15 protein-coding genes are annotated in these 21,523 nt (G+C 38.8%); 7 read left to right on the top strand and 8 right to left on the bottom strand.

Annotated elements, in window-relative coordinates:
- Positions 1-10 precede the first annotated feature (10 nt).
- The 4 genes from R2Q84_RS01145 to R2Q84_RS01160 form a co-directional block, all read right to left on the bottom strand.
- Entirely contained in the window at positions 11-1,459 is a 1,449-nt protein-coding gene (locus tag R2Q84_RS01145) for a RagB/SusD family nutrient uptake outer membrane protein (RefSeq protein ID WP_316814680.1), read from the bottom strand.
- Positions 1,460-1,477: 18 nt separating this feature from the next.
- Complete coding sequence (locus R2Q84_RS01150; protein ID WP_316814681.1) at positions 1,478-4,768, bottom strand: TonB-dependent receptor; 3,291 nt, start codon at positions 4,766-4,768, stop codon at positions 1,478-1,480.
- A gap of 280 nt (positions 4,769-5,048) precedes the next feature.
- Complete coding sequence (locus R2Q84_RS01155) at positions 5,049-6,185, bottom strand: FecR family protein (RefSeq protein ID WP_316814682.1); 1,137 nt, start codon at positions 6,183-6,185, stop codon at positions 5,049-5,051.
- Positions 6,186-6,285: 100 nt separating this feature from the next.
- On the bottom strand, positions 6,286-6,873 hold the full coding sequence (locus R2Q84_RS01160; protein ID WP_316814683.1) for an RNA polymerase sigma-70 factor: 588 nt from the start codon (positions 6,871-6,873) through the stop codon (positions 6,286-6,288).
- Between the two features lie 467 nt (positions 6,874-7,340).
- On the opposite strand from R2Q84_RS01160, the gene R2Q84_RS01165 reads away from it, so the two are divergent.
- The 4 genes from R2Q84_RS01165 to R2Q84_RS01180 all read left to right on the top strand — a co-directional run bounded on the left by R2Q84_RS01165 (position 7,341) and on the right by R2Q84_RS01180 (position 12,242).
- Positions 7,341-8,018 (top strand): TetR/AcrR family transcriptional regulator, encoded by a 678-nt coding sequence (locus R2Q84_RS01165; RefSeq protein WP_316814684.1) that lies wholly within the window; start codon positions 7,341-7,343, stop codon positions 8,016-8,018.
- Between the two features lie 459 nt (positions 8,019-8,477).
- On the top strand, positions 8,478-10,751 hold the full coding sequence (gene katG, locus R2Q84_RS01170) for a catalase/peroxidase HPI (RefSeq protein WP_316814685.1): 2,274 nt from the start codon (positions 8,478-8,480) through the stop codon (positions 10,749-10,751).
- Between the two features lie 251 nt (positions 10,752-11,002).
- Positions 11,003-11,245 carry a hypothetical protein gene (locus R2Q84_RS01175; protein ID WP_316814686.1) on the top strand — a complete coding sequence of 81 codons (243 nt, stop codon included), beginning with the start codon at positions 11,003-11,005 and terminating at the stop codon, positions 11,243-11,245.
- A gap of 1 nt (position 11,246) precedes the next feature.
- Entirely contained in the window at positions 11,247-12,242 is a 996-nt protein-coding gene (locus R2Q84_RS01180) for an NADP-dependent oxidoreductase (protein ID WP_316814687.1), read from the top strand.
- Between the two features lie 108 nt (positions 12,243-12,350).
- On the opposite strand, the gene R2Q84_RS01185 is transcribed toward R2Q84_RS01180, so the two are convergent.
- Together R2Q84_RS01185 and R2Q84_RS01190 are read right to left on the bottom strand one after the other, a co-directional pair.
- Positions 12,351-14,906 carry an adenosylcobalamin-dependent ribonucleoside-diphosphate reductase gene (locus R2Q84_RS01185; protein ID WP_316814688.1) on the bottom strand — a complete coding sequence of 852 codons (2,556 nt, stop codon included), beginning with the start codon at positions 14,904-14,906 and terminating at the stop codon, positions 12,351-12,353.
- 242 nt (positions 14,907-15,148) lie between these two features.
- A complete protein-coding gene (locus R2Q84_RS01190; protein WP_316814689.1) occupies positions 15,149-15,871 on the bottom strand; it encodes a class I SAM-dependent methyltransferase in 723 nt (240 codons plus the stop codon).
- Between the two features lie 89 nt (positions 15,872-15,960).
- Here R2Q84_RS01190 and R2Q84_RS01195 point away from each other — a divergent pair, with 89 nt between their 5' ends.
- On the top strand, positions 15,961-16,872 hold the full coding sequence (locus R2Q84_RS01195) for a LysR family transcriptional regulator (RefSeq protein WP_316814690.1): 912 nt from the start codon (positions 15,961-15,963) through the stop codon (positions 16,870-16,872).
- Here R2Q84_RS01195 and R2Q84_RS01200 read toward each other — a convergent pair.
- Positions 16,862-18,640: a 7TM diverse intracellular signaling domain-containing protein gene (locus R2Q84_RS01200; RefSeq protein ID WP_316814691.1), complete on the bottom strand. Its 1,779-nt coding sequence runs from the start codon at positions 18,638-18,640 to the stop codon at positions 16,862-16,864. The two genes, R2Q84_RS01195 and R2Q84_RS01200, sit on opposite strands and share 11 nt — an antisense overlap.
- On the bottom strand, positions 18,618-19,253 hold the full coding sequence (locus tag R2Q84_RS01205; protein WP_316814692.1) for a response regulator transcription factor: 636 nt from the start codon (positions 19,251-19,253) through the stop codon (positions 18,618-18,620). Before R2Q84_RS01205 ends, R2Q84_RS01200 begins: the two co-directional genes overlap by 23 nt.
- A gap of 169 nt (positions 19,254-19,422) precedes the next feature.
- Between R2Q84_RS01205 and tam the strand changes: the two genes are divergently transcribed.
- Both tam and R2Q84_RS01215 read left to right on the top strand, forming a co-directional pair.
- Positions 19,423-20,220 carry a trans-aconitate 2-methyltransferase gene (gene tam, locus R2Q84_RS01210; protein WP_316814693.1) on the top strand — a complete coding sequence of 266 codons (798 nt, stop codon included), beginning with the start codon at positions 19,423-19,425 and terminating at the stop codon, positions 20,218-20,220.
- Between the two features lie 93 nt (positions 20,221-20,313).
- The gene (locus R2Q84_RS01215; RefSeq protein WP_316814694.1) at positions 20,314-21,522 is read left to right on the top strand and encodes an MFS transporter; all 1,209 of its coding nucleotides are present in this window, start codon (positions 20,314-20,316) and stop codon (positions 21,520-21,522) included.
- The last annotated feature ends 1 nt before the right edge of the window (position 21,523 follow it).

The following is a 21,523-nucleotide window of genomic DNA, read 5'->3' on the forward strand; positions in this document are numbered from 1 at the left end:
GTTAAAAAAATTATTTATATAATGGATTTTGGGGAATGTCATTATTTTCTACTTCTGTATCCGGGATTAACCAGGTTTGATTATAAAGTCCAATTGGATTAACTAAACCTGTACCTCTTAAAGTTTGTATCCGTTGAAAACTATTGGTTCTTTTTAAGTCAAACCAGGAGCTTCCTTCCAAAGATAACTCCCATTTCCTTTCCATCAATACCGCTTCACGAAATTGTCCAGGTGTTAAGCCGGTCAAGTCAGGCACATTTGTCGCATCTGCTTTATTAACACGTGCTCTTTTCCTTATTTCATTGATATATTGATAAGCATTTGCCGGGCCTACTGCCTCATTTTCTGCTTCTGCTGCAATTAAGTACATTTCAGCCAACCTTAAATACGGAAGAGTATAACCTACAATTGCGCCTGAAGAATTCACACCGCTGGCCACTCCAGATGCATCGGCGAATTTGTAAAAAAAGGTATTCAGCTTTGTGTTACCAGGACCTGGATAATTCTCTACAATCCCCCATTCTTTTCTGCGGTCTCCTTTTGGGAAGCTATTGATAAACCAATCCGCAGGAACCAGTAATGGATTGTAAGTTGCTGCTGTTAGTGTAATCGAATGTACCGGATTACCACCTAAGGCTGGGTCATAGAGTTTTTCCCATATAGATTCAGTGGTATAAGTTGTTTTATGAAAAACCTCTGCAAAGTCTGATACCAAATGAAACTTTGGAGAATTAATTACCGCAAGGGCCTTATCTCTGGCATTTACATAAAACTGGGTTTGTTTAAGGGGGTGACCAGCCATAGTCAGGTATACTTTAGCCAGCAAAGCCGTTGAAACTATTTTATATACCCTTCCTTGCATTGGGGCTACATCAGGAAGATTAGTTTCAGCGAAATTCAGATCATCCAGTATCAATTTATATACTTCTGCCTGGGGAGTACGGGGCATCTGAAGACTTGTATAATCCGCTGCAGGTTTAACAGGCATGGGAACATCTCCATACAATTGCACCAAATGAAAATAAGCATAAGCTCTCAGGAAACGGGCTTCTGCCATCAACTGATTTTTCTTATCGTCAGCTAAAGGCCCCTTAGGCAGTTCTTCAATAATGAAATTTGCATTCTTAATGATAGAGTAAGCTCCTGACCAGCTCTCTCTGGTATTGTAGTAGAATGCCGTCGGGGCATTTTGATACATAGGGAGTGCCTGTTCGAAAGCAGAGGATGGCTGACCGTAAATATCAGTACACATTTCCAGCAACATCGCTGTGTTACCTGAATATAATGGCAAGCGCGAATAAACACCTACAACAGCTAGCTCATAGCTCTCTGGATTAGTGAAAAATTTGTTTGGTGGAATAAATGTTTTCGGATTTTCATCCAATGCTTTTTTACATCCTGTAATACCAAATGACAGGACTACCAAGCTAAATAAAGAAAAAATAATATATCGTTTCATAATCTATTCTTTTTATGATTAAAAATTAACCTTAACGCCCGTGGTAATTGATTTTGTAGAAGGATAGTTCCCCCTATCCCATCCATTTACAGAAGATGAAGACCAGGAAACTTCCGGGTCATAACCGGAATAATTTGTTAGGGTAAAGTAGTTCTGGGCACTTGCAAATACATATACAGACGAAATTTTAAGTGATTTAAGTAATTTCGGAGCAAACGTATAGCCTAAGGTAATATCCCTAAGTTTTAAGTACGATCCATTTTCAACCCATAAACTATTGGCATAATCTCGGGTATACTGCATACTATTCTTCGAAGGTTTGTCTCCTGTATTACTGGTTCCAGGCCCTTTCCAACGTTCGTTAAATGCTTCCTGGCTAGTTGTCCACAATCCGTTCAGTGCAAGATTATATTTTCTAAATTCGTTTACAATGTCGTTACCAAAAGATCCGACAAAAAGAAGGGACAAATCAAAATTCTTATAGCTGAACGTATTATTAAAACCAAAAGTAAATTTAGGCGTTAGGTTAGCGAGTACATGTTTATCCGAATCATCAACCACTCCATCCTGATTGTAATCTAAAAATCTATATTCCCCAGCTCTTTTTTGCACTTCGCCATTTGCAATGGCCTCTTCGTCATTCTGATAAACCCCGGTAACGGTTTGACCATAAAATGAAAACATAGGTCTGCCAATAATCATCGGAAACCAGTTACCACCCGCCCCAACTTCTTTATAACTGATTGGGTTCCCATTAGCTGCTTTTCCTAAATCGACCACTTTATTCTTATTGTGTGAAAAAGTCAGGACTGAGGACCATTTAAAATCTTCCCCTTCAATATTTTTAGAGGATAACTGGAACTCAAAACCACGGTTCTGTACCGAGCCTACATTTTGTAAAACCGAGCTAAAGCCTGATGACGGCGGTAGTGTTACATTTAGCAAAAGGTCTTTAGTTTCTTTACGATAATAATCTGCAGTAAATTGTATCCTGTTATTTAACAAGCCCAGATCAAACCCCAGATCAAACTCAGTAGTTGTCTCCCATTTCAAATCTTTGTTAGGTAATGTGCCCAAAACATAACCAAGTATAGGTTTATTGTCAAAAATAGGGTTCACACTACCAACACGGGCAAGCGTTTGATAGGGTTCTATAGCCTGATTACCGGATGCACCGTAGCTGGCCCGTATTTTTAAATCAGAAACTGTCGCGTTATTTTTCAGGAAATCTTCTTCAGATATTTTCCAGGCCAGTGCGCCGGAAGGGAAAAAACCGAACTTATTATTTTCACCAAAAACTGAAGAGCCGTCGTATCTGCTGGTAAATGTCGCAAAATACTTTCCTTTATAATTGTAATTCAACCTACCCAGATAAGAAATAAGATTTCTGTCGCCATAGGAAGTCTCAGGTTGTCCCTTAACGGTAGCAGCCTGAATGTTGTTGTTCTGATAATCGTTGGTCACAAATCCCCTGGCCAAGCCACTATATAAACCTTCGCTTTTATCAAATTGATAAGTGATACCTGCCAATGCATCGAAATGGTGGTCTCCAAAAGTATGGTTATAGTTTAGGGTATTCTCATTTACAAAAGAAGAAGTATTACCATAAGTTTTTGAGGCATTTCCGGCAGGCTGACCAAATGTAATACTTGGTGGATTGTACACATCGGCTTTGTTGCTGTTTGCATCAACACTTGCGCTTGTTTTAAAATTCAAGCCTTTAATGATTTCATAAGTAAAAGCAGCATTTCCAAGGATACGTAGCGTATTGCTAGGGTTATATTGTTCTTTTGCCACTCCAACGGGGTTAGTTTGTCCCCAGCTTACTCCAGTAAAAACAGTATATTTCCCATTAGCATCATACACGCCTTGCGTGGCCGGCATTACCATCGTCTGAAAAGGTACGCCTCCAAAATCAGCTCCCTGATAGTTTGCCCTTAAATATCTGTCTTGCACTACTGATAAATTAGCTACAAATCGTAGTTTCTCGTTTAGTTTATGCTCCAGGTTAAGTCTGGATGACAACCTGCGGTAATTTGAATTTTCAATAATTCCATCCTGATCAAAATAACCAAGGGATGTATAGTACTTTGTATTTTCAGATCCCCCGGAAAAAGACAGTGTATGATTTTGAACAGGTGCGGTTTTATACACAAGCGCTTGCCAATCCGTTCCCTTACCAAAAGCCTTAACTTGTTCAGCTGTATAAGGTAATGGCTCACCATCATTCGCAGCGACTTCATTTTGCAATTGTGCAAATTCTGAAGCATCAATTAAGTCTTTTCTTTTTCTCAGGTTCTGAAAACCATAATATCCATTATAATCCACCTTCACTTTACCATTTCCACCAATTTTTCCGCTTTTGGTTGTAATGATGATTACCCCATTCGCCCCTCTCGAGCCATAAATGGCTGTAGAAGAAGCATCCTTTAATACATCAATAGAAGCGATATCATCCACATTTACCTGGGCGGATATACCTTGAGAAAGGATCCCGTCTATCACGTACAAAGGTGCGTTGCCACCACCAATGGAGTTTGTCCCCCTGATGGAAATCAACATCCCTTCACCAGGCTGCCCTGAGCCTTGATTCACACGTACTCCGGCCATCTGCCCCTGCAAGCTTTGCGCAACATTTGATATAGCTTTCACTTGCGTAACCTTATCTGCACCGATGGAGGACACAGATCCTGTTAGATCTGTTTTTTTTACGGATCCGTAACCGACTACCACTACCGCGTCCAGTTGCTCAGGTTCCTCTTCCAACGTAACATCTACTACCGTATTGTTCCCTACTTCAACTTCTTTCTTTTTAAAGCCTATAAAAGAAAAAACCAGAATATCCCCCTGTCTGGCGACGATAGAGAATTTACCCTCGCCATCAGTTGTAGAACCCTTGCCTGCTATACCTTTTACCATTACGTTCACACCTGGAACCGGTTTACCTTTTATGTCAACCACTTTACCACTAATGGTAATAAACGCACTTGCCCGGCTATTCAGCAAATTGGGAACTTCCTTTTCCCTTTCTATAATGGCTATGTTTTTGCCAATGATTTTAAAAGTTAATGGAAGATCTTCAAAACACTTACTCAACGTTTCATTAATTGTCTTATTCTTAACCTGGATAGAAATATTGAGATTGCTTACATCATAATTCTTCACCAGAAACACATAATCAGTTTGTTTTTCAATCAACCGAAGAACTTTATCTAAAGTAGTATGTCGTTCATTCAGATTGATTTGACCATATCCTTTTGCATGCACATACATCAGGCTTATCATCATCAGAAAAGTAGTTAACTTCATTACTAGTAGTATTTTTTGTGGTAGCCGCGTTTTGGGCATAGCTATGTTAAAAGCATTTATTTTCATACTTTTGAATGTTTGGGTTAAAACGAGAATTAGTTATCAATTGGTTTTTCATTCCTGATTTTCAGAAATCGGGGCTAACTCAGATACTTGCCGTAGAAGTACTTCGACCTACTTCTGCGGTTTTTTCTTTTCAGCCCATTGTCAGTACTCAGCCTGGTTCATTTGGTCTTTTCATTTGTTTAGATTTAATTTGGTTAGGATTGCTGTTTTAGTCTTAAGGATGAGGGATAATGCTAATTTTCTTCCCTTCTATTTTAAAATTGATTTCTGAAAAACTGAGTAACTCCAATGCCTGGGCCAGAGTTGTATTACGATGTACTTTGCCTGTAAATAGGGTTGCCGGAATATCACCTTCATATTTTACTTCCACATCATACCACCTGGATAATTCAAGTAGCAGCGCCTGGAGACTTGCGTTCTTAAACATAAAATATCCATTTTTCCAGGCTACAGCCAAATCCAGATCTGCCGTACCTACATCAAATTTATCTTGCTTGAGCGTAGATTGCTGTCCTGGCTTAAGTATCACGGATTGATTATGCTGGCTAACCTTTACCTTGCCTTCCAATAACGTAGTCTTAATGCTATGCTCATCGGCATAAGCATTGATGTTAAAGTGAGTACCTAAAACTTCTGTTTCCTGTTTATTGGCGATTACTTTGAAAGGCCTCTCTTTATCGGAAGATACTTCAAAATAGCCTTCTCCTTTTAACTCCACTCTTCTTTCTTTTGCTGCGAACTGAACTGGATATTTCAGAGATGATGCAGCATTTAGCCAAACCTTGGTGCCATCTGGCAAATTGATCTGATACTGACCGCCCTTTGGTGTCTCAATCGTATTATAGACTAACTTACCGTCTGTAATTTGTCCTTTCGACTTATCCATTGTATAGATTAACTGTCCATCAGCCGTTTTAGTGATACTTATACCGGCCTGTTCCGCAATCTTAAGCGTATTTGCATCTGTTAAAACAACCTTTTCCCCATTTGCAAGCGTGAGAATAGCCTTATTGCCACCAGGATTTACATCCTGTACATACTGCTTACCCTGACGCTTAACCGGTTTATTTTGCGTGTTATAGAAATATATGCAGATTCCTATAGTGAGAAATAACACTGCAGCAGAAAGAATGGGCCATATTTTAGAAAGTTTCCTTCTTTTAGAAATACCTGCACGTTGCAGGGTCCCCATCCAGATTTCATCATTTAAATGTTCAAAGTCCTGCGCATCTGACAAACTCCTCCCGGAAGCTTCATTTAAATACCAATGTTCAACCCATGCCCGTTCCTCCGGGCTTGCAGTATGCTCATTATATCTATCGATAAGTTTCTGTGCTTCTTGCTTGTTCATACGGTTTAGTATTTGGCAGGGACTATGTACCCTTTTAATAAAACACATGAAAGAAGTCGAGGGGGTATCGAGACTGAAAAAAAATCTAAATATTATGATGTTAACGCAAAAAGGTAAGCAGCAATACCGCTGCCCCACCCGTTTCCTTCAGATTCATTTTTATCATTTTCATGGACTTATGAATTTGTTTTTTGACTGTTTCATCAGAAGTTCCCAAACGCGCTGCAATCTCTTTATAAGACAGGTTTTCTTTGCGGCTTAATTCAAATACTTGTTTCATTCTCGGCGGCAGACTTTGAATTTCCCGTTCAATTGCCGCTGCCAGGTCACGCTCATTCAATTCGTCAAGCGTTACCGTACAGGCCTCGTCTACATATTTGGCTAAAGAAGTTAAATAAGCATTTTGATATTTATTGTTCCTGATCAGGTTTAATACTCTATTTCGGGCAGCTGTATAAAGGTACCCGGGTAAATTTAAATTGTCGGGAATATTTTTGGACTTTATCCATAACGAACTAAACAGTTCCTGAATTACATCTTTAGCTTCCTCTTCATCTAGCAGCATTTTATAAACGTGGCTGTACATAATCCGCCAGTATCTGTTATAAATTTCGGTGAAAGCAGTTTCATTCCCTTTTTTTAGTAAAGAAACCAGCTCATGATCACTAAAAGCAAGATAAGATGTCATTTTAAGTTTTGGTTCAGATTAAATCTACCAAAATAAATGACACCCGTTCGCGTCTTGCCAAAATAGCAGAATAAATAGACAAAATGAGCTAATAAAAACGCCCTACAAACTGTAGGGCTGGGTTTAATGAAAAAAATCGACATAGTTTATTACAAAATCTCATTTTAACATCTTCGAACTAAGAGCGTGATCCTTAATGCCGATATTAAATATATCGACACTAAAGGATCAATAAATTATAGTTTACAATAAAAGGTTTGCGTAAAAAATTACCTTTAAGTGTGTATCCGTTATTCCCTAATAGTGTTAAAATAAACACATCTATTACTAATTTTCGACAATGTTAACAATCAAAATCTCTTTTAGTGGTGACATAATAAAATAAATAATTACAACTGTCTGTATAAATTTTACAAACAACGTAAAAGCATATCGTTAATTTTAACGGCTTATATTTTCTGAGAAAAATGGCCCGTAAAATACCTGAAGGTGAAATTCGCAATAAGGAGCGCACTAAATTAAAACTGATTCATGCTGTCGGAGAAATTATTCGTGTTCACGGATATACTAAACTGGGTGTTAATCGAATTGCAGACACAGCAGATGTCAGTAAAAAACTGATTTATAGATATTTTGGCAGTGTCGAAAACCTCATCGAAATTTATGTTAAACAAAAGGATTATTGGATTTTATTTCCTCCCGATAATATAGAAGATACTCCAACTTTTGATACTGATCAAGGGAAAGAACTTTCAATTAAAATGTTTCATAACCTGTTTAGGTACCTCTCAGCAGAAACTGAAATGCAAAAGATACTCATCTGGGAAATAAGTGAAAAGACCAATATCATGAAAGAAGTTACAGCATTAAGAGAAAAGCTTGGCAGCGACTTATTCAAAATGATAGATTCATTCTTTGAAAAGAGTGATGCTGACTTTAGGGCCACTTATGCAATTATTCTTGGGGGAATATATTATATGATACTTCATTCAAATGGTACCGGAGGCCCTTTTTGCGAAATCGACATTAAAAATCCATCGGAACAAGCGAGAATTGAAGAGGTGATTCGAAAATTGATTAGCTGGACATACCAGGAAGCCAAAAATACAGCATTAACTACTGACTATCAACACTATACAGAATAAAAAATATATAACGATTAGACACGCCCTGGAGGATGATGCCAACATCATTCGTAGCTCAGCCCTACCTTGGAAGAGGCTACACCTACGAGGCACCTGCAATGTACGGCTGAGGTACCTACAATGTACCTACATGTACCAGACCAAACCTGGACCAATGCAGTGCCCGGCTATGGCCCTAATGCTTCTTTTACAGCGATGAACAGCCATTAGTAAGATCGAAACTAAGGAAAATTTTCACAAAAAACTGGAACACAAAGGCCGGAGTCTTACTTAGTCCTATAAAGTCTGCATTTGTCCAACGGAACAGATATATGGCTCAAACTGAAATTATCTTAATAGCTTTTAACTATGTAACATAGATTTAATTGATTGTGATTATTTGATCCAATACCTTAAATTTATAATGCTTTATAATTATCGAGGCACTAGTATAAATGTTCAATATAAATTAATTTAAATATGGAAAGAGATTCTAATGACATCAGCAAATGCCCCTTTCATAATGGCAGCATGAAACACAATGTTGGCGGTGGTGGCACCCGAAACCGCGATTGGTGGCCAAATCAGTTAAAGCTGAATATTCTTCGTCAACACTCCTCTTTATCAAATCCTCTCGCTGAAGATTTCAATTATGCTGAAGCTTTCAAAAGCCTTGACCTTTCAGCTGTAAAACAAGATCTTAATGCACTCATGACCGACTCGCAGGACTGGTGGCCAGCAGACTTTGGTCATTACGGCGGTTTGTTCATACGAATGGCATGGCATAGTGCGGGGACATACCGTGTTGGCGACGGACGTGGCGGTGCCGGAGCAGGACTGCAACGTTTTGCACCGCTTAACAGTTGGCCGGACAACGTAAGTTTAGATAAAGCGCGAAGATTGCTTTGGCCGATTAAACAAAAATATGGCAACAATATTTCATGGGCAGATCTCATGATCCTTGCAGGTAACGTAGCTTTGGAATCAATGGGCTTTAAAACCTTTGGCTTTGCAGGCGGGCGCGAAGATGCATGGGAAGCAGATGAATCCGTATACTGGGGAGCAGAAAACACCTGGTTGGGTGGCGACCTCCGTTATGCGCATGGATCACAAGGTGTGGAAGGCCAGGGTGTATTGGTATCTGACGATGATGCAGACGGCAACACCCATTCCCGAAACCTGGAAAAACCACTTGCTGCTGTACAAATGGGATTGATTTATGTCAATCCGGAAGGGCCTGATGGAAACCCTGATCCTATTGCTGCGGCTAAAGATATCCGCGATACATTTGGCCGAATGGCTATGGATGACGAAGAAACTGTAGCACTAATAGCTGGCGGTCATAGTTTTGGTAAGACTCACGGTGCTGCTTCTGCTGATCATGTTGGCAAAGAGCCGGAAGCTGTAGACCTGGAAATGCAGGGATTAGGCTGGAATAGCAGTTATGGTTCTGGCAAAGGTGCCGATGCGATCACCAGTGGACTGGAGGTTATATGGACCAAAACACCGACCCAATGGAGCAACAACTTTTTTGAGAATCTATTTGGCTTTGAATGGGAGCTTACTAAAAGCCCGGCGGGTGCACATCAATGGGTAGCTAAAGATGCTGAAGCTTTTATTCCTGATGCCTTTGATGGCTCGAAAAAGCATCGTCCAACAATGTTGACTACAGATCTTTCTTTAAGGTTTGATCAGGCTTACGGAAAGATTTCGCGACGCTTCTTCGAAAACCCTGATGAGTTTGCAGATGCTTTTGCACGTGCATGGTTTAAATTAACCCATAGAGATATGGGGCCTCGTGAGCGTTATCTCGGACCTGAGGTTCCACAGGAAGAATTATTATGGCAAGACCCTATTCCTGCAGTTGATCATGTACTAATAGCTGAAAATGATATTACAGCATTAAAAGCTAAAGTACTAGCCTCTGGTTTAAGTGTATCAGATCTTGTTTCAACAGCATGGGCATCCGCCTCTACCTTCCGCGGTACTGACAAACGTGGCGGTGCCAATGGCGCCCGTATTCGACTTGCCCCTCAAAAATACTGGCAAGTGAACAATTCGCCACAATTGCAAAAAACATTGGATACACTGGAAAGCATTCAAAAAGAATTTAATGCGGCTCAGTCAAATGGTAAAAAAGTTTCCCTTGCTGATTTAATCGTGCTGGCAGGTTGTGCCGGTGTTGAAAAAGCGGCCAGTGACGCAGGTCATGCCACTACTGTTCCTTTTAGCCCTGGTCGCATGGATGCGTCACAAGAACAAACTGACGTAGAATCGTTTGGTTACCTGGAGCCACTTGCCGATGGCTTCCGTAACTATCGCAAATCAAAAATCCCCGTGTCTACCGAAGAATTACTAATTGATAAAGCGCATTTACTTACACTCACAGCACCTGAACTAACTGTTTTAGTGGGCGGCATGCGTGCATTAGATACTAATTTCGACGGCTCTAAACATGGTATTTTCACCTCGCGCCCAAGTGTACTCAGTAACGACTTTTTTGTAAATCTTCTGGATATGGGTATTGTATGGAAAGCTGTATCTGAAGACAAAGAACTTTATGAAGGTCGTGACCGTAACACCGGGGAGGTAAAATGGACAGCCAGGCGTGCAGATTTAGTTTTTGGTTCTAATGCAGAATTAAGAGCTGTTGCTGAAGTATACGGAAGTAAAGGCGCTGAAGGCAAATTTGTAAAAGACTTTGTATCAGTATGGAATAAGGTGATGAATCTGGATAGGTTCGATTTAAAGTAGTAATTAAACTTAAATCTACCCCGTCTCGGGCACACAGCACAAAAGCCGAACTAAAAAAGTTCGGCTTTTGTGTTTGGAGTCGAAGGAGTTTTGCCAACTTGTTATTTCATGTACTTATAGAAATCCGCCATTAGATCATTATTCTCGTAAACTTCAATATCATAGCGACTAAAAGTTTCGGGAAATAACTTCCAAAGACAACAAAAACAAAATCACATCAATTCTGTTCTCCATACACAAACTTTAGCGTTATGGAAAAAGACCTCAACCCTTATGAGTTTACTCTTGAAATAGACGGCGAACCCCATGCAATAAGAATTGAACATCCCAAAGCACAGGACTTTATTGTCTACATAAACGGAGAACGCCTAGGCCATATTTATCCAGTCGTTTCAAATACCAGCCTTAAATGGAAATCAGAAGACGATATGGATCAAAATCTGGTAAATGAGATTGGACAACACCTAGAAGCAATGGAAAAAAAATCCCTTTAAAATGAATAAAGTAATTTTGTTAAATAAACGCCCGGTAGGCAAACCTACGGCAGACGACTTCAAATTTATAGAAGAAGAGCTCCCCGTTGCAATGAACGGACAAGTGCTGTTAAAAACACTTTACGTATCTGTAGACCCCTACCTAAGAGGTAGAATGAGTAGTGCAAAATCTTACATTCCACCGTTTAACTTAAATGAACCCATTCAATCGGGCATTGTTGCCGAGGTAATTGAATCCAAAAATCCTGATTTCAAAGTTGGCGACCATGTTTCCGGGATTTTGAGCTGGAAGGAACTACAAGTTTCAGATGGAAATGGCCTTATGAAGGTAAACAGTAGCGCAATCCCTTTGTCTGCTTATTTAGGCATATTAGGTTTGACCGGATTAACTGCATATCTAGGCTTAATGGAGATTGGTAAACCGAAAGCAGGTGAAACGCTTGTAGTTTCAGGCGCCGCAGGTGCCGTAGGCAGTGTCGTAGGACAGATTGGCAAGATTTTGGGATGCCGGGTAATCGGACTAGCAGGTTCTGATGAAAAAACCAAAATGCTGACATCTAAATTTGGTTTTGATGTAGCCATCAACTACAAAACAACTACGGATATGCAATCAGCTATTGCGACTGCTGCACCTAATGGCGTTGACATCTATTTTGACAATGTGGGTGGAGAGATTTCTGATGCAGTATTGGCAAATGTAAATCAATTAGCTCGTGTACCGGTATGTGGAGCTATTTCAGTGTACAATGAGACAGAGGTGCCTATGGGACCCAGGATCCAAACAACACTGGTAAAAAGTAGTATACTAATGCAAGGCTTTGTAGTATCTAACTACGCTGCAAAGTTTCCGGAAGCAATTAAACAACTAAGCATCTGGTTACAGGAAGGAAAATTGACTTATACCGAAACTATTGTACATGGCTTTGACCAGATCCCTCAAGCCTTCATTGACTTATTCGAAGGCAAGAATGAAGGCAAAATGGTTGTTAAAATATAGAAAAACCACTTTTTAAACGTAAAACAAAAGAATCTGCCTCATCATAAAGATGAGGAGACTCTTTTGCAATTTCTTTCCCTATACTTTTGGGAATTTACGTTCCAGAGTTTAACCGCATTTGGATGAACCACAATCCGAACAAGTCAAACAACCTTCCTGATAATGTAAATTAGTGGAATTACAATTCTGACAATGTTGCTTACGTGCTTCAGTTCCATCAGGCACATAGCGTTTCAATGCTCTGGCTACCCCATTTTTCCAGGTATTTATCGCTTCATCAAGCTGCAGACTATTGATCAGGTCCACTACCTTTTCAATAGGCATTCCATGTCTCAATGTGCTTGATATCAACTTGGCATAATTCCAGTACTCGGGATTAAATTTATGGGATAGTCCCTCGATGGTTGTTTTATGACCGCGTTTGTTTTTATACTGGAAGTCATATCTTGAGCTACCGTCTGCTTCACGACTTTTAATGATTGCACCATCATTTACCCATCTAGGTAACAATATACCGTCTTCATCGTCTACAAAACCAGTAAAAATCTCGTACGGTTTTCCGTCAATGAGACCAATAAAGGCAATCCATTTATCTTTACTATTCTGGAAACGAACTACATCAGCTTCCAATACCTGAGGTCTTTTAGTTGAAAAAACCTGATGGCCTTCAGTTTGCGTCTCTTCAGATTCTGGCTTATCATTAGAAATGAGTACTCCCGAACGTGAACCATCTCTGTAAACTGTAACCCCTTTACATCCTGATTTCCAAGCCTCCATGTAAACTTCACCAACCAGTTCTTCGGTTACGTCCGATGGCATGTTGATGGTTACACTAATGGAGTGATCAATCCACTTTTGGATTTCGCCCTGCATCTTAACCTTTTTCAAATAATCAACATCGTTTGAGGTAGATTTATAATATGGCGAAAGTTCAACAAGCTTATCAAGTTCTTTCTGTGCGTAGTTTTTGGTAAGATCATGGCCATTTACTTCCATCCATTGTTTGAAACGAGGGTGAAAAACCACATATTCTTCCCATGAATCTCCTACTTCATCTACGAAGTCTACACGTGCATCTTTATCGTTAGGATTTACCTTTCTTCTTCTTTTGTATACCGGCATAAACACAGGCTCTATACCCGAGCTGGTTTGCGACATTAGACTGGTTGTTCCTGTTGGAGCGATAGTTAACAAGGCGATATTACGTCGGCCATATTCCATCATATCATTATACAAACCAGGATCTGCAGTTTTAAGACGCTGAATAAATGGATTATTTTCTTCGCGCTTAGCATCAAATATAGTAAAGGCACCTCTTTCTTTCGCCGTAATCACTGACGAACGGTAAGCTTCAAGCGCAATAGTTTTGTGGATTTCTACAGCAAATGCGGTACCTTCATCACTACCATAACGCAGTCCCATTGCCGCAAGCATATCGCCTTCAGCAGTAATACCAATACCTGTTCTTCTTCCTTCTTTAGCTTTGGTTTGAATGTTTAACCATAGATTCATCTCAGTACGCTTAATTTCCTCCCCTTCAGGATCTTCAACAATCTTCTCTAAGATGGCATCTATTTTTTCCAATTCCAGGTCGATGATATCATCCATCATACGCTGTGCGGCATGGATATGTTGTTTAAACAACTCCCAATTGAAGAAAGCCTCTGAAGTAAACGGCTTTTCTACATACGAGAAGAGGTTAATCGCCAGTAAGCGGCATGAATCGTAAGGGCACAATGGAATCTCGCCACAAGGATTCGTCGAAACCGTTTGATAACCAAGATCTGCATAACAATCTGGCACAGAATCTCTAATAATAGTATCCCAGAACAAAATACCTGGCTCTGCAGAACGCCACGCATTATGAACAATCTTCTTCCATAACTGTGCCGGATCTATATTTTTTTTATAAAGAGGATTACTACTGTTTATTGGATACTGTTGCTGATAAGATTCACCCGAAGCAACAGCATTCATGAATGCATCGTCAATTCGCACAGAAACATTTGCACCAGTTACTTTCCCCTGCTCCATTTTCGCATCAATGAAATCTTCTGAATCCGGATGTTTAATCGCTACTGAAAGCATCAGGGCCCCTCTTCTACCATCTTGTGCTACTTCTCGTGTGGAATTTGAATAACGCTCCATGAAAGGAACTATACCGGTAGAAGTTAAAGCCGAATTTTTCACCGGAGATCCCTTAGGGCGGATATGTGAAAGGTCATGCCCCACGCCCCCACGTCTTTTCATTAACTGTACCTGCTCCTGATCAATTTTCATGATCCCACCATATGAGTCTGAATCCCCCTCATTACCGATCACAAAACAGTTGGAAAGAGACGCGATCTGATGTGGATTTCCAATACCCGTCATAGGGCTTCCCTGAGGAATGATATACTTAAAATTCCTGATCAGCTCAAATACTTCAATTTCTGTTAAAGGATTAGGATATCTTTGTTCTATGCGCGCAAGCTCGCTTGCAATTCTACGGTGCATATCATCAGGTGTACCTTCGTAAATTATACCAGCTGAGTCTTTCAATGCATACTTATTTACCCATACCCGCGCCGCAAGATCATCCCCCTGAAAATAGTCAAGAGATTTACGATAGGCTTCGTCAGAAGTATAAGTGATTTGGGCTTTTTCCAGGGTTTCGGCTTTCATAATATATAGTGTTTCTTTAAGTAAATATTAGATCACAAAGATACTTATTTGAAAACCCAACACAAACACCAACTTTACAAAGTTTCAAAAATATAACAACAAATATCTAATCATCAATATATTAACTTTTTAAACATTACAAAAAGTTTACAAATTTTTAAAACATAAAAAAAACAACAAAATCAAAAACAAGCTTAATAACCAATCCCTCAGTCTATTAACTTTTTTAACGAAATCATCTGTTATTTTATCCCCCCGAATGCAGCGAAGTTTGAATTTTTGTGCAATATTTCTGTTTCTCTAAACCCAACTTTCTGCAATAACGCAAGTTGATAATTCAGGGAACGCGGAGTATCCTCATATGCAATGTAATCAAACACCTTTTGTGCGTACGTCTGACCATCCAGACTTTCAAGATATGCCCTATATTTGTCTTCAAAGAGTTTGTTGACCGGTGCTGAATTATGCGTGATTAAATCAGAAATCCACAAGCTTCCTCCCGGTTTTAACGCCTTGTAAATTTTAGTAAAAACAAGTTCCCAATCAGCATCATCGCGTAAATGATGAAATGTCGCAGCAGCCAATACAATATCAAAATAATTATTGGGTAAATCCAGATTACGCATATCGCAGTGCATGATGGTCACTTTACCTTTTGTTTTCACTGACACCCGCTCCTTTGCACGCTGTAACATAGGCATACTCAAATCATTCAACGTACAATTTAAGTCTGATATCTTACTCAAGATGTTTAAGCTATAATTACCAGCCCCACAACCAACATCAAGTAATTCTCTCGCATGGGGATTGATATAACTAGCAGCATCAGTACATAACTCCATAGTAAGAGGCGCATCAATAGTGGACTGCTGACCTGTTTCCAAATTTGAAAAACGTTCAACATCGTTATCAAATCTTAACCTGATTTCTTCGTTAGTTGCCTTTTGGGAATAATCTGTTTTCATTAGTTCTTTTTTTGTTAAAGCTAATTGCATTTATCATATTTGAAAAATATCAATTTAATCAATAATTGATACCTTAAAGGTATTAGAATATGGAGATCAGACACCTATTGTATTTTAAAACTGTCGCTGAAGAATTGCACTTCACAAAAGCTGCTGCTAAACTTTTCATATCACAACCTCCCTTAAGCCGACAAATCAGAGAGCTTGAAGAAGAGCTGGGTGTATTGTTATTTAAGCGTAACAATAAAAGAATAACTTTAACCGATGCTGGCAAATACTTTAAAAATGAAGTCGATGGAATCTTCCAACGACTTGAAGAAAGTAAAAGCATTGTACGTCAAATTCACCTGAGTGTAAGTGGAGAACTGAAGATAGGCTATATCAGTTCTGTATATCAATCTGACCTTGCTGAAATTCTAAAGGACATGCGCAAAGAATTTCCATTCATAAAAATAGGTTTATTTGAAATGCCGACCATCGCTCAGGTAAAAGCCCTTGAACAAGGAAAACTGGATATTGGAATTTTACGAGCTCCTGTCCTATCAGAAAAGTTAGTTATTAAGACATTATTTTTCGACCCATTTGTAGTTGTAACCCCTTTAAATAATCAGGAATTCAATAGTGATGTAACGCTTGCAACCTATTTAAAAACCACTCCATTTATATTCTTCAATAAGGAATTTGCTCCCCATTACAACGAGAAACTTATAGAGATCTGCAAACGTATGCAGTTTACGCCCGACATTACCCACGAAGCCAATAACATTCATTCCATACTACAACTGGTAGAGGCTGGCCTTGGTGTATCCATTCTTCCTTTGTCACTAAAAAAGCAATACGCACACTTAAATGTCAGATTCATTGATTTGAAAGACATACTAATAAACACTGAGGTTGTGGTTGCCTACGAACAGACTAATAGAAATTCAGCATTAACATGGTTTATTGACCATTACAGTCAAAAGCAAAATAACAAAACACATAGCTTATCTATTGATTAGGGATCGTTATCTGAATGACAGTCCCCTCACCAGGCCTGCTATTGATCTCAAATTCTCCTTTATAATATTTCACTCTTTTTTCGATATTCTCAAGGCCAAACCCTTTTACAACTTCATTTAAATCAAAGCCCTTACCGTCATCGCTAAACTGAAACACATAAGCATCAGGATATCCGTAAAGCTCTAAAATAATAGATTGTGCAGCTCCATGCTTCAAAGCATTATTTATAATTTCTAAAGCGATTAGGTAAAGATCATATATCCATACCGCGTCCAGTTTTTCCGGAAAATCATAGACAAACAAGTCAATTTTTGCATTTGGAAGTCCGGTATTCAAACTAAAAATCTGACTATTCAAGCTGGATATCAAAGCCCCTTCATCTAAAGATTTAGGCAATATCCTATGTGATATTTCCCGGATATCGCTGGTTAACACCTTGATATTTTCTTCAGCAAGCCTGATGTTTTTAAGCTGGATCAATTGTAGTATATAAGCAAGTTTACTACCGAAATTATCATGAATAATATTAGCAATGGACCTACGCTCCCTAATCTGGACCTGAGTTATTGCCTGCAAGGATCTTTCCTTTTCAAATATGATTTCTTTAATGAGATTATTGTTTTTCTGAAAGGTATCTATATAATTTTTAGTAAGTACATATCCAAAGAGCAAAGCTTCGTATAAACAAATATACATTAACCAATCGGTGTGAAGATCAGTAGGTATCCAACTGAAAAATTTCAGTATAGAACACACACCCCATACAATCTGAGGAAAAAAAGCAATGATAACATAGATTGCAGCAGGCTTATTAATTTTTAAATGTAATATCGTACTCCAGTAAACCAAGACTATGGCTATCAAAAAATTAAAATACCCAATTAACATAGGGATTTTTAATGCACCTCTTTTATCTAAAGCAAAAAAGATAAGTGTTAATACCATAATAAAAATATTCATGGTATTAGCCCCCACGACGATCTTATATTTTACAGGCTCATATTTCCTTAGATTAAGATAATTGGACAGAAAAGCACATATCGCAACAATCCAAAGGCATGATGCATACATCCTGAATTCACTATAATATAAAAATTCCGGGAATAGCACATGTTTTGCATAATTGGCAGAAATCAAAATATAAACTATACTTAAAATCGAGTACAGAATATAATAGAGAAACAATCTTTTGCGGGAAATGGCCAGCAGAAGCGTGTTGAAAAGAATAAGCAAAAAAACTATGCCGACAAAAAAGGATACTACCGCAATTTTTAGATCCGACTTGCGGGCTAAAGCATCGGCATCAGTCAATTGATAAGAAAATGTTAATGCAGATATTTCCTTTTTCACCCTTATATAAAATACTTTCTCCTCACCAGGATTAAGTTTTAGGGATAAAGCCAGAGCTGTTAAAAAGGGACTTCTGTTTGCTGTTCGATCTCCAAGGATAACCACAGGCTTCATCTCTTCATACTTGATCAAACTATCGATATGACAGTTATCAAATGACAACCACGCATTTGCGGGACTGCTATTATCAGTATTTTTTATCCGAAAGTGGCACCAAACAGAGCTGTTTTTATTGTAGCCGATATCAAGCTGCTCACCCTGGTCAAAGGACTGGAGTTTTTTTGATTTAACGGTTGTAATATTCCAGGAAGAATTGGTATCTATCGCATATTTAGCATCAACCTCTAATTTATCCTGCCCATACGCAAATGATAAAACATGAACTAAAATGAAACTAAGAAAATAGATTATTTTCATTTGCAAATTTTATCAGTGACGCGCTATTACCTATTTCCAGCTTTCTGTTAATGTTTCTCCGGTGTGTATCTACTGTAGTTTTACTAATAAATAGCTTATCAGCAATTTCCTTACTTGTTTTACCTTCAATAATTAAGCGGATGATCTGCTTCTCCTGACCAGACAATTTGAACTTTCCTGCAACACTCAAATCAATTTCCTGAAACAAATTACTTGGCCTTTTAACTTCTTTATTGGTGTAAAAGGGAGCATCTGTACTCATTTCAATAACTGATATTAGCTCTTTGGCTTCCGTTTCTTTTTTTAAGAAAGCATGAATCCCTGCTTTTTCAGCTTTTTGTATTAAAAAATCTTCGTAATATGCGGTAAGAATAATCACTTTTGTTTCTTTTAACTCCTTTCGGATCTCATTGATTAAAATAAAACCATCTATATTATCAATATTTAAATCACATATAAATATATCGGCTTGCTGCTGCTGTAAGTGATGCTTACAAGAAATGGACTCATTAAAGCTGATGATATCATAACTGCTGTTATTTTTCTTTAACAACTCGGTTAATCCACTGGAGAAAAGGATGTGGTCATCACAAATAACAATTTTCTTAGTCATCGTTAGCTGATTTTTATGTTTTTTGTAAAGGTCTTTACAAAAAACAAGGGATGTAATTCTGCATCTGCGTTAAGTTCACAGCTAATGTAAGTAAAAAATCAAATCTAAAGGGGGAAACTTTTTTAACACAATATTGTTATTTTTAATTGTAATAACCCAGCTCTATCCCATGAAGATATTTGACCATAAAAGAGACGGCGACTGGTCTGCCGCTCAATATACTAAATTCGAGCAGGAACGAAATCGCCCGATAGCAGACCTCCTGACTCAAATCCCTACAGAAACGTTGAACAAAGTAGTAGATATTGGATGTGGCCCGGGTAACTCAACTGAATTACTAGCTTCCTATTTCCCCAACATCAAAGACATTTCAGGAATAGACAATTCTGCAGATATGATAAAAGCCGCTCAAAAGCGTTTACCACATTTCCATTTTGAAATTGCTGATATATCCACGTGGGAAGGTAAAGGACATTACGACCTTATTTTCGCTAATGCATCATTGCAATGGGTTCCTGACCATCAGGCCTTGTTCCCTGCAATGCTAAAGAAATTAAACCCCGGTGGCACCCTCGCAGTCCAGATGCCTGATAATTTTAACGAACCTGCACATGTGTTAATGAGAAGTGTAGCGGCAAATGGAACATGGGCATCAAGACTAAAGGATGCTTCAAAACGTATTGCCAGAGAAGATGCCGGGTGGTACTACCAGATGCTTAGAAGTAAGATTTCAACTTTAAACATCTGGAGAACAACTTACTTTCATTCGCTTTCAGGAGGCCATGAGGCTATTGTTGAATGGTTCAAGGGGACTGGCTTGCGGCCATATCTAAATGCGCTTGAGGAAGCTGAACAAGCTGAATTTCTTAAAAAATATACACAAGAACTTGCAGGTGCTTATCCCAAATATGAAGACGGGACTGTATTGCTTCCATTTCCACGTCTGTTTATTGTAGCCACCATTTAGTAAAAAGTTAAGCATTGTACTTTCAGGAGACTTTGGTATAACTGAAGATGATTTAAATAGTAAGCTTTACTATCTTTGCCGGACTAACTTATTATGTCGTTATTTAAAGAAATCTCCAATACCTATAAACAATCTTTTACTGGATTAAGTCGTGAAACCTGGATACTGAGTATCGTTATGCTCATTAACCGAAGTGGTTATATGGCAGTTCCCTTCATGGGGCTTTTTGTTACCCAGTCGCTACACAGACCAGCGTCTGATGCAGGACTCATCATTACACTTTTTGGCCTGGGCTCAATTTTGGGCTCCGCTGCGGGCGGCAAACTTACTGACGTGATCGGGTTTCGTCCCGTACAGGTAGTTGCAGCAATAGTAAGCGGTATATTCTTCCTCATATTCGCCAATGTTACACATTTTCATATCCTGTGTATTCTTGCGGTTGTAATCAGTTTTTTCTCCGAGGCGTTTCGCCCAGCTAACTTTGCAGCAATTGCAGCTTATGCAAAGCCGGGGTTAGAAACAAGGTCGTATTCATTAAACCGTCTTGCCACTAATATAGGCTGGGCGGTCGGCGTAAGTATGGGTGGATTAATCGCATCATACAATTATAAAATGTTATTCTTCGTAGATGGAATAGTGAGCATCATTGCCGGACTGTGCATCCTATGGTTTCTTCCGAAAATTAAAGGTTATCGAAAAGCAATTAAAGAAAAAACCAAAGATCTGACTGTAAGAAAGCCATGGCAAGATCCAGTATTTATCAAATTCGTATTACTAAGCACTATATTCGTCATTTGTGTACTCGTGATATTTAGAGTCGTTCCAGTATTCTTTAAGGAGGTATGGAAGATTGACGAGTTTATGATCGGATTGATTTTAGGGCTAAATGGAATTATCATCGCGCTTTTCGAAATGGTAATGATTCATAAAATCGAGAAAAAGCGACCAGCAATATTCTTCATCATTGTAGGTGTTTTCTTTATCGCAGCTTGCTTCCTTGTGCTATTATTACCTTTCAACCTTCCAATAGCATTAGGCTCTCTATGTATTGTTTTATTTACCATTGGAGAAATGTTCGCCCTACCTTTCATCAACACGTTTGTAATGAACCGCTCCAATGAATTTAACCGGGGCCTGTATGCTGCAGGATATATGCTGTGCTGGTCAGTAGCTCAACTTGTAGGGCCAACAGTAGGGTTTTTTATCGCCGAAAATTATGGTTACAATACACTTTGGGTGGCGATCAGTGGAACATTACTTCTTTGCGCCTACTTCTACTACCTGATGAGGAATGAGCAGTAAC

This window comes from Pedobacter nyackensis (assembly GCF_032678475.1).
Classification (GTDB): domain Bacteria; phylum Bacteroidota; class Bacteroidia; order Sphingobacteriales; family Sphingobacteriaceae; genus Pedobacter; species Pedobacter nyackensis_A.

Bases quoted from the DNA above. Each gene is read 5' to 3' on its own strand.
- R2Q84_RS01160 (WP_316814683.1), bottom strand. From the start codon at position 6,873: ATGACATCTTATCTTGCTTTTAGTGATCATGAGCTGGTTTCTTTACTA.
- R2Q84_RS01200 (WP_316814691.1), bottom strand. From the start codon at position 18,640: ATGAAAATAATCTATTTTCTTAGTTTCATTTTAGTTCATGTTTTATCA.
- R2Q84_RS01155 (WP_316814682.1), bottom strand. From the start codon at position 6,185: ATGAACAAGCAAGAAGCACAGAAACTTATCGATAGATATAATGAGCAT.
- R2Q84_RS01185 (WP_316814688.1), bottom strand. From the start codon at position 14,906: ATGAAAGCCGAAACCCTGGAAAAAGCCCAAATCACTTATACTTCTGAC.
- R2Q84_RS01195 (WP_316814690.1), top strand. From the start codon at position 15,961: ATGGAGATCAGACACCTATTGTATTTTAAAACTGTCGCTGAAGAATTG.
- tam (WP_316814693.1), top strand. From the start codon at position 19,423: ATGAAGATATTTGACCATAAAAGAGACGGCGACTGGTCTGCCGCTCAA.
- katG (WP_316814685.1), top strand. From the start codon at position 8,478: ATGGAAAGAGATTCTAATGACATCAGCAAATGCCCCTTTCATAATGGC.
- R2Q84_RS01180 (WP_316814687.1), top strand. From the start codon at position 11,247: ATGAATAAAGTAATTTTGTTAAATAAACGCCCGGTAGGCAAACCTACG.
- R2Q84_RS01145 (WP_316814680.1), bottom strand. From the start codon at position 1,459: ATGAAACGATATATTATTTTTTCTTTATTTAGCTTGGTAGTCCTGTCA.
- R2Q84_RS01190 (WP_316814689.1), bottom strand. From the start codon at position 15,871: ATGAAAACAGATTATTCCCAAAAGGCAACTAACGAAGAAATCAGGTTA.
- R2Q84_RS01165 (WP_316814684.1), top strand. From the start codon at position 7,341: ATGGCCCGTAAAATACCTGAAGGTGAAATTCGCAATAAGGAGCGCACT.
- R2Q84_RS01215 (WP_316814694.1), top strand. From the start codon at position 20,314: ATGTCGTTATTTAAAGAAATCTCCAATACCTATAAACAATCTTTTACT.
- R2Q84_RS01150 (WP_316814681.1), bottom strand. From the start codon at position 4,768: ATGAAGTTAACTACTTTTCTGATGATGATAAGCCTGATGTATGTGCAT.
- R2Q84_RS01175 (WP_316814686.1), top strand. From the start codon at position 11,003: ATGGAAAAAGACCTCAACCCTTATGAGTTTACTCTTGAAATAGACGGC.
- R2Q84_RS01205 (WP_316814692.1), bottom strand. From the start codon at position 19,253: ATGACTAAGAAAATTGTTATTTGTGATGACCACATCCTTTTCTCCAGT.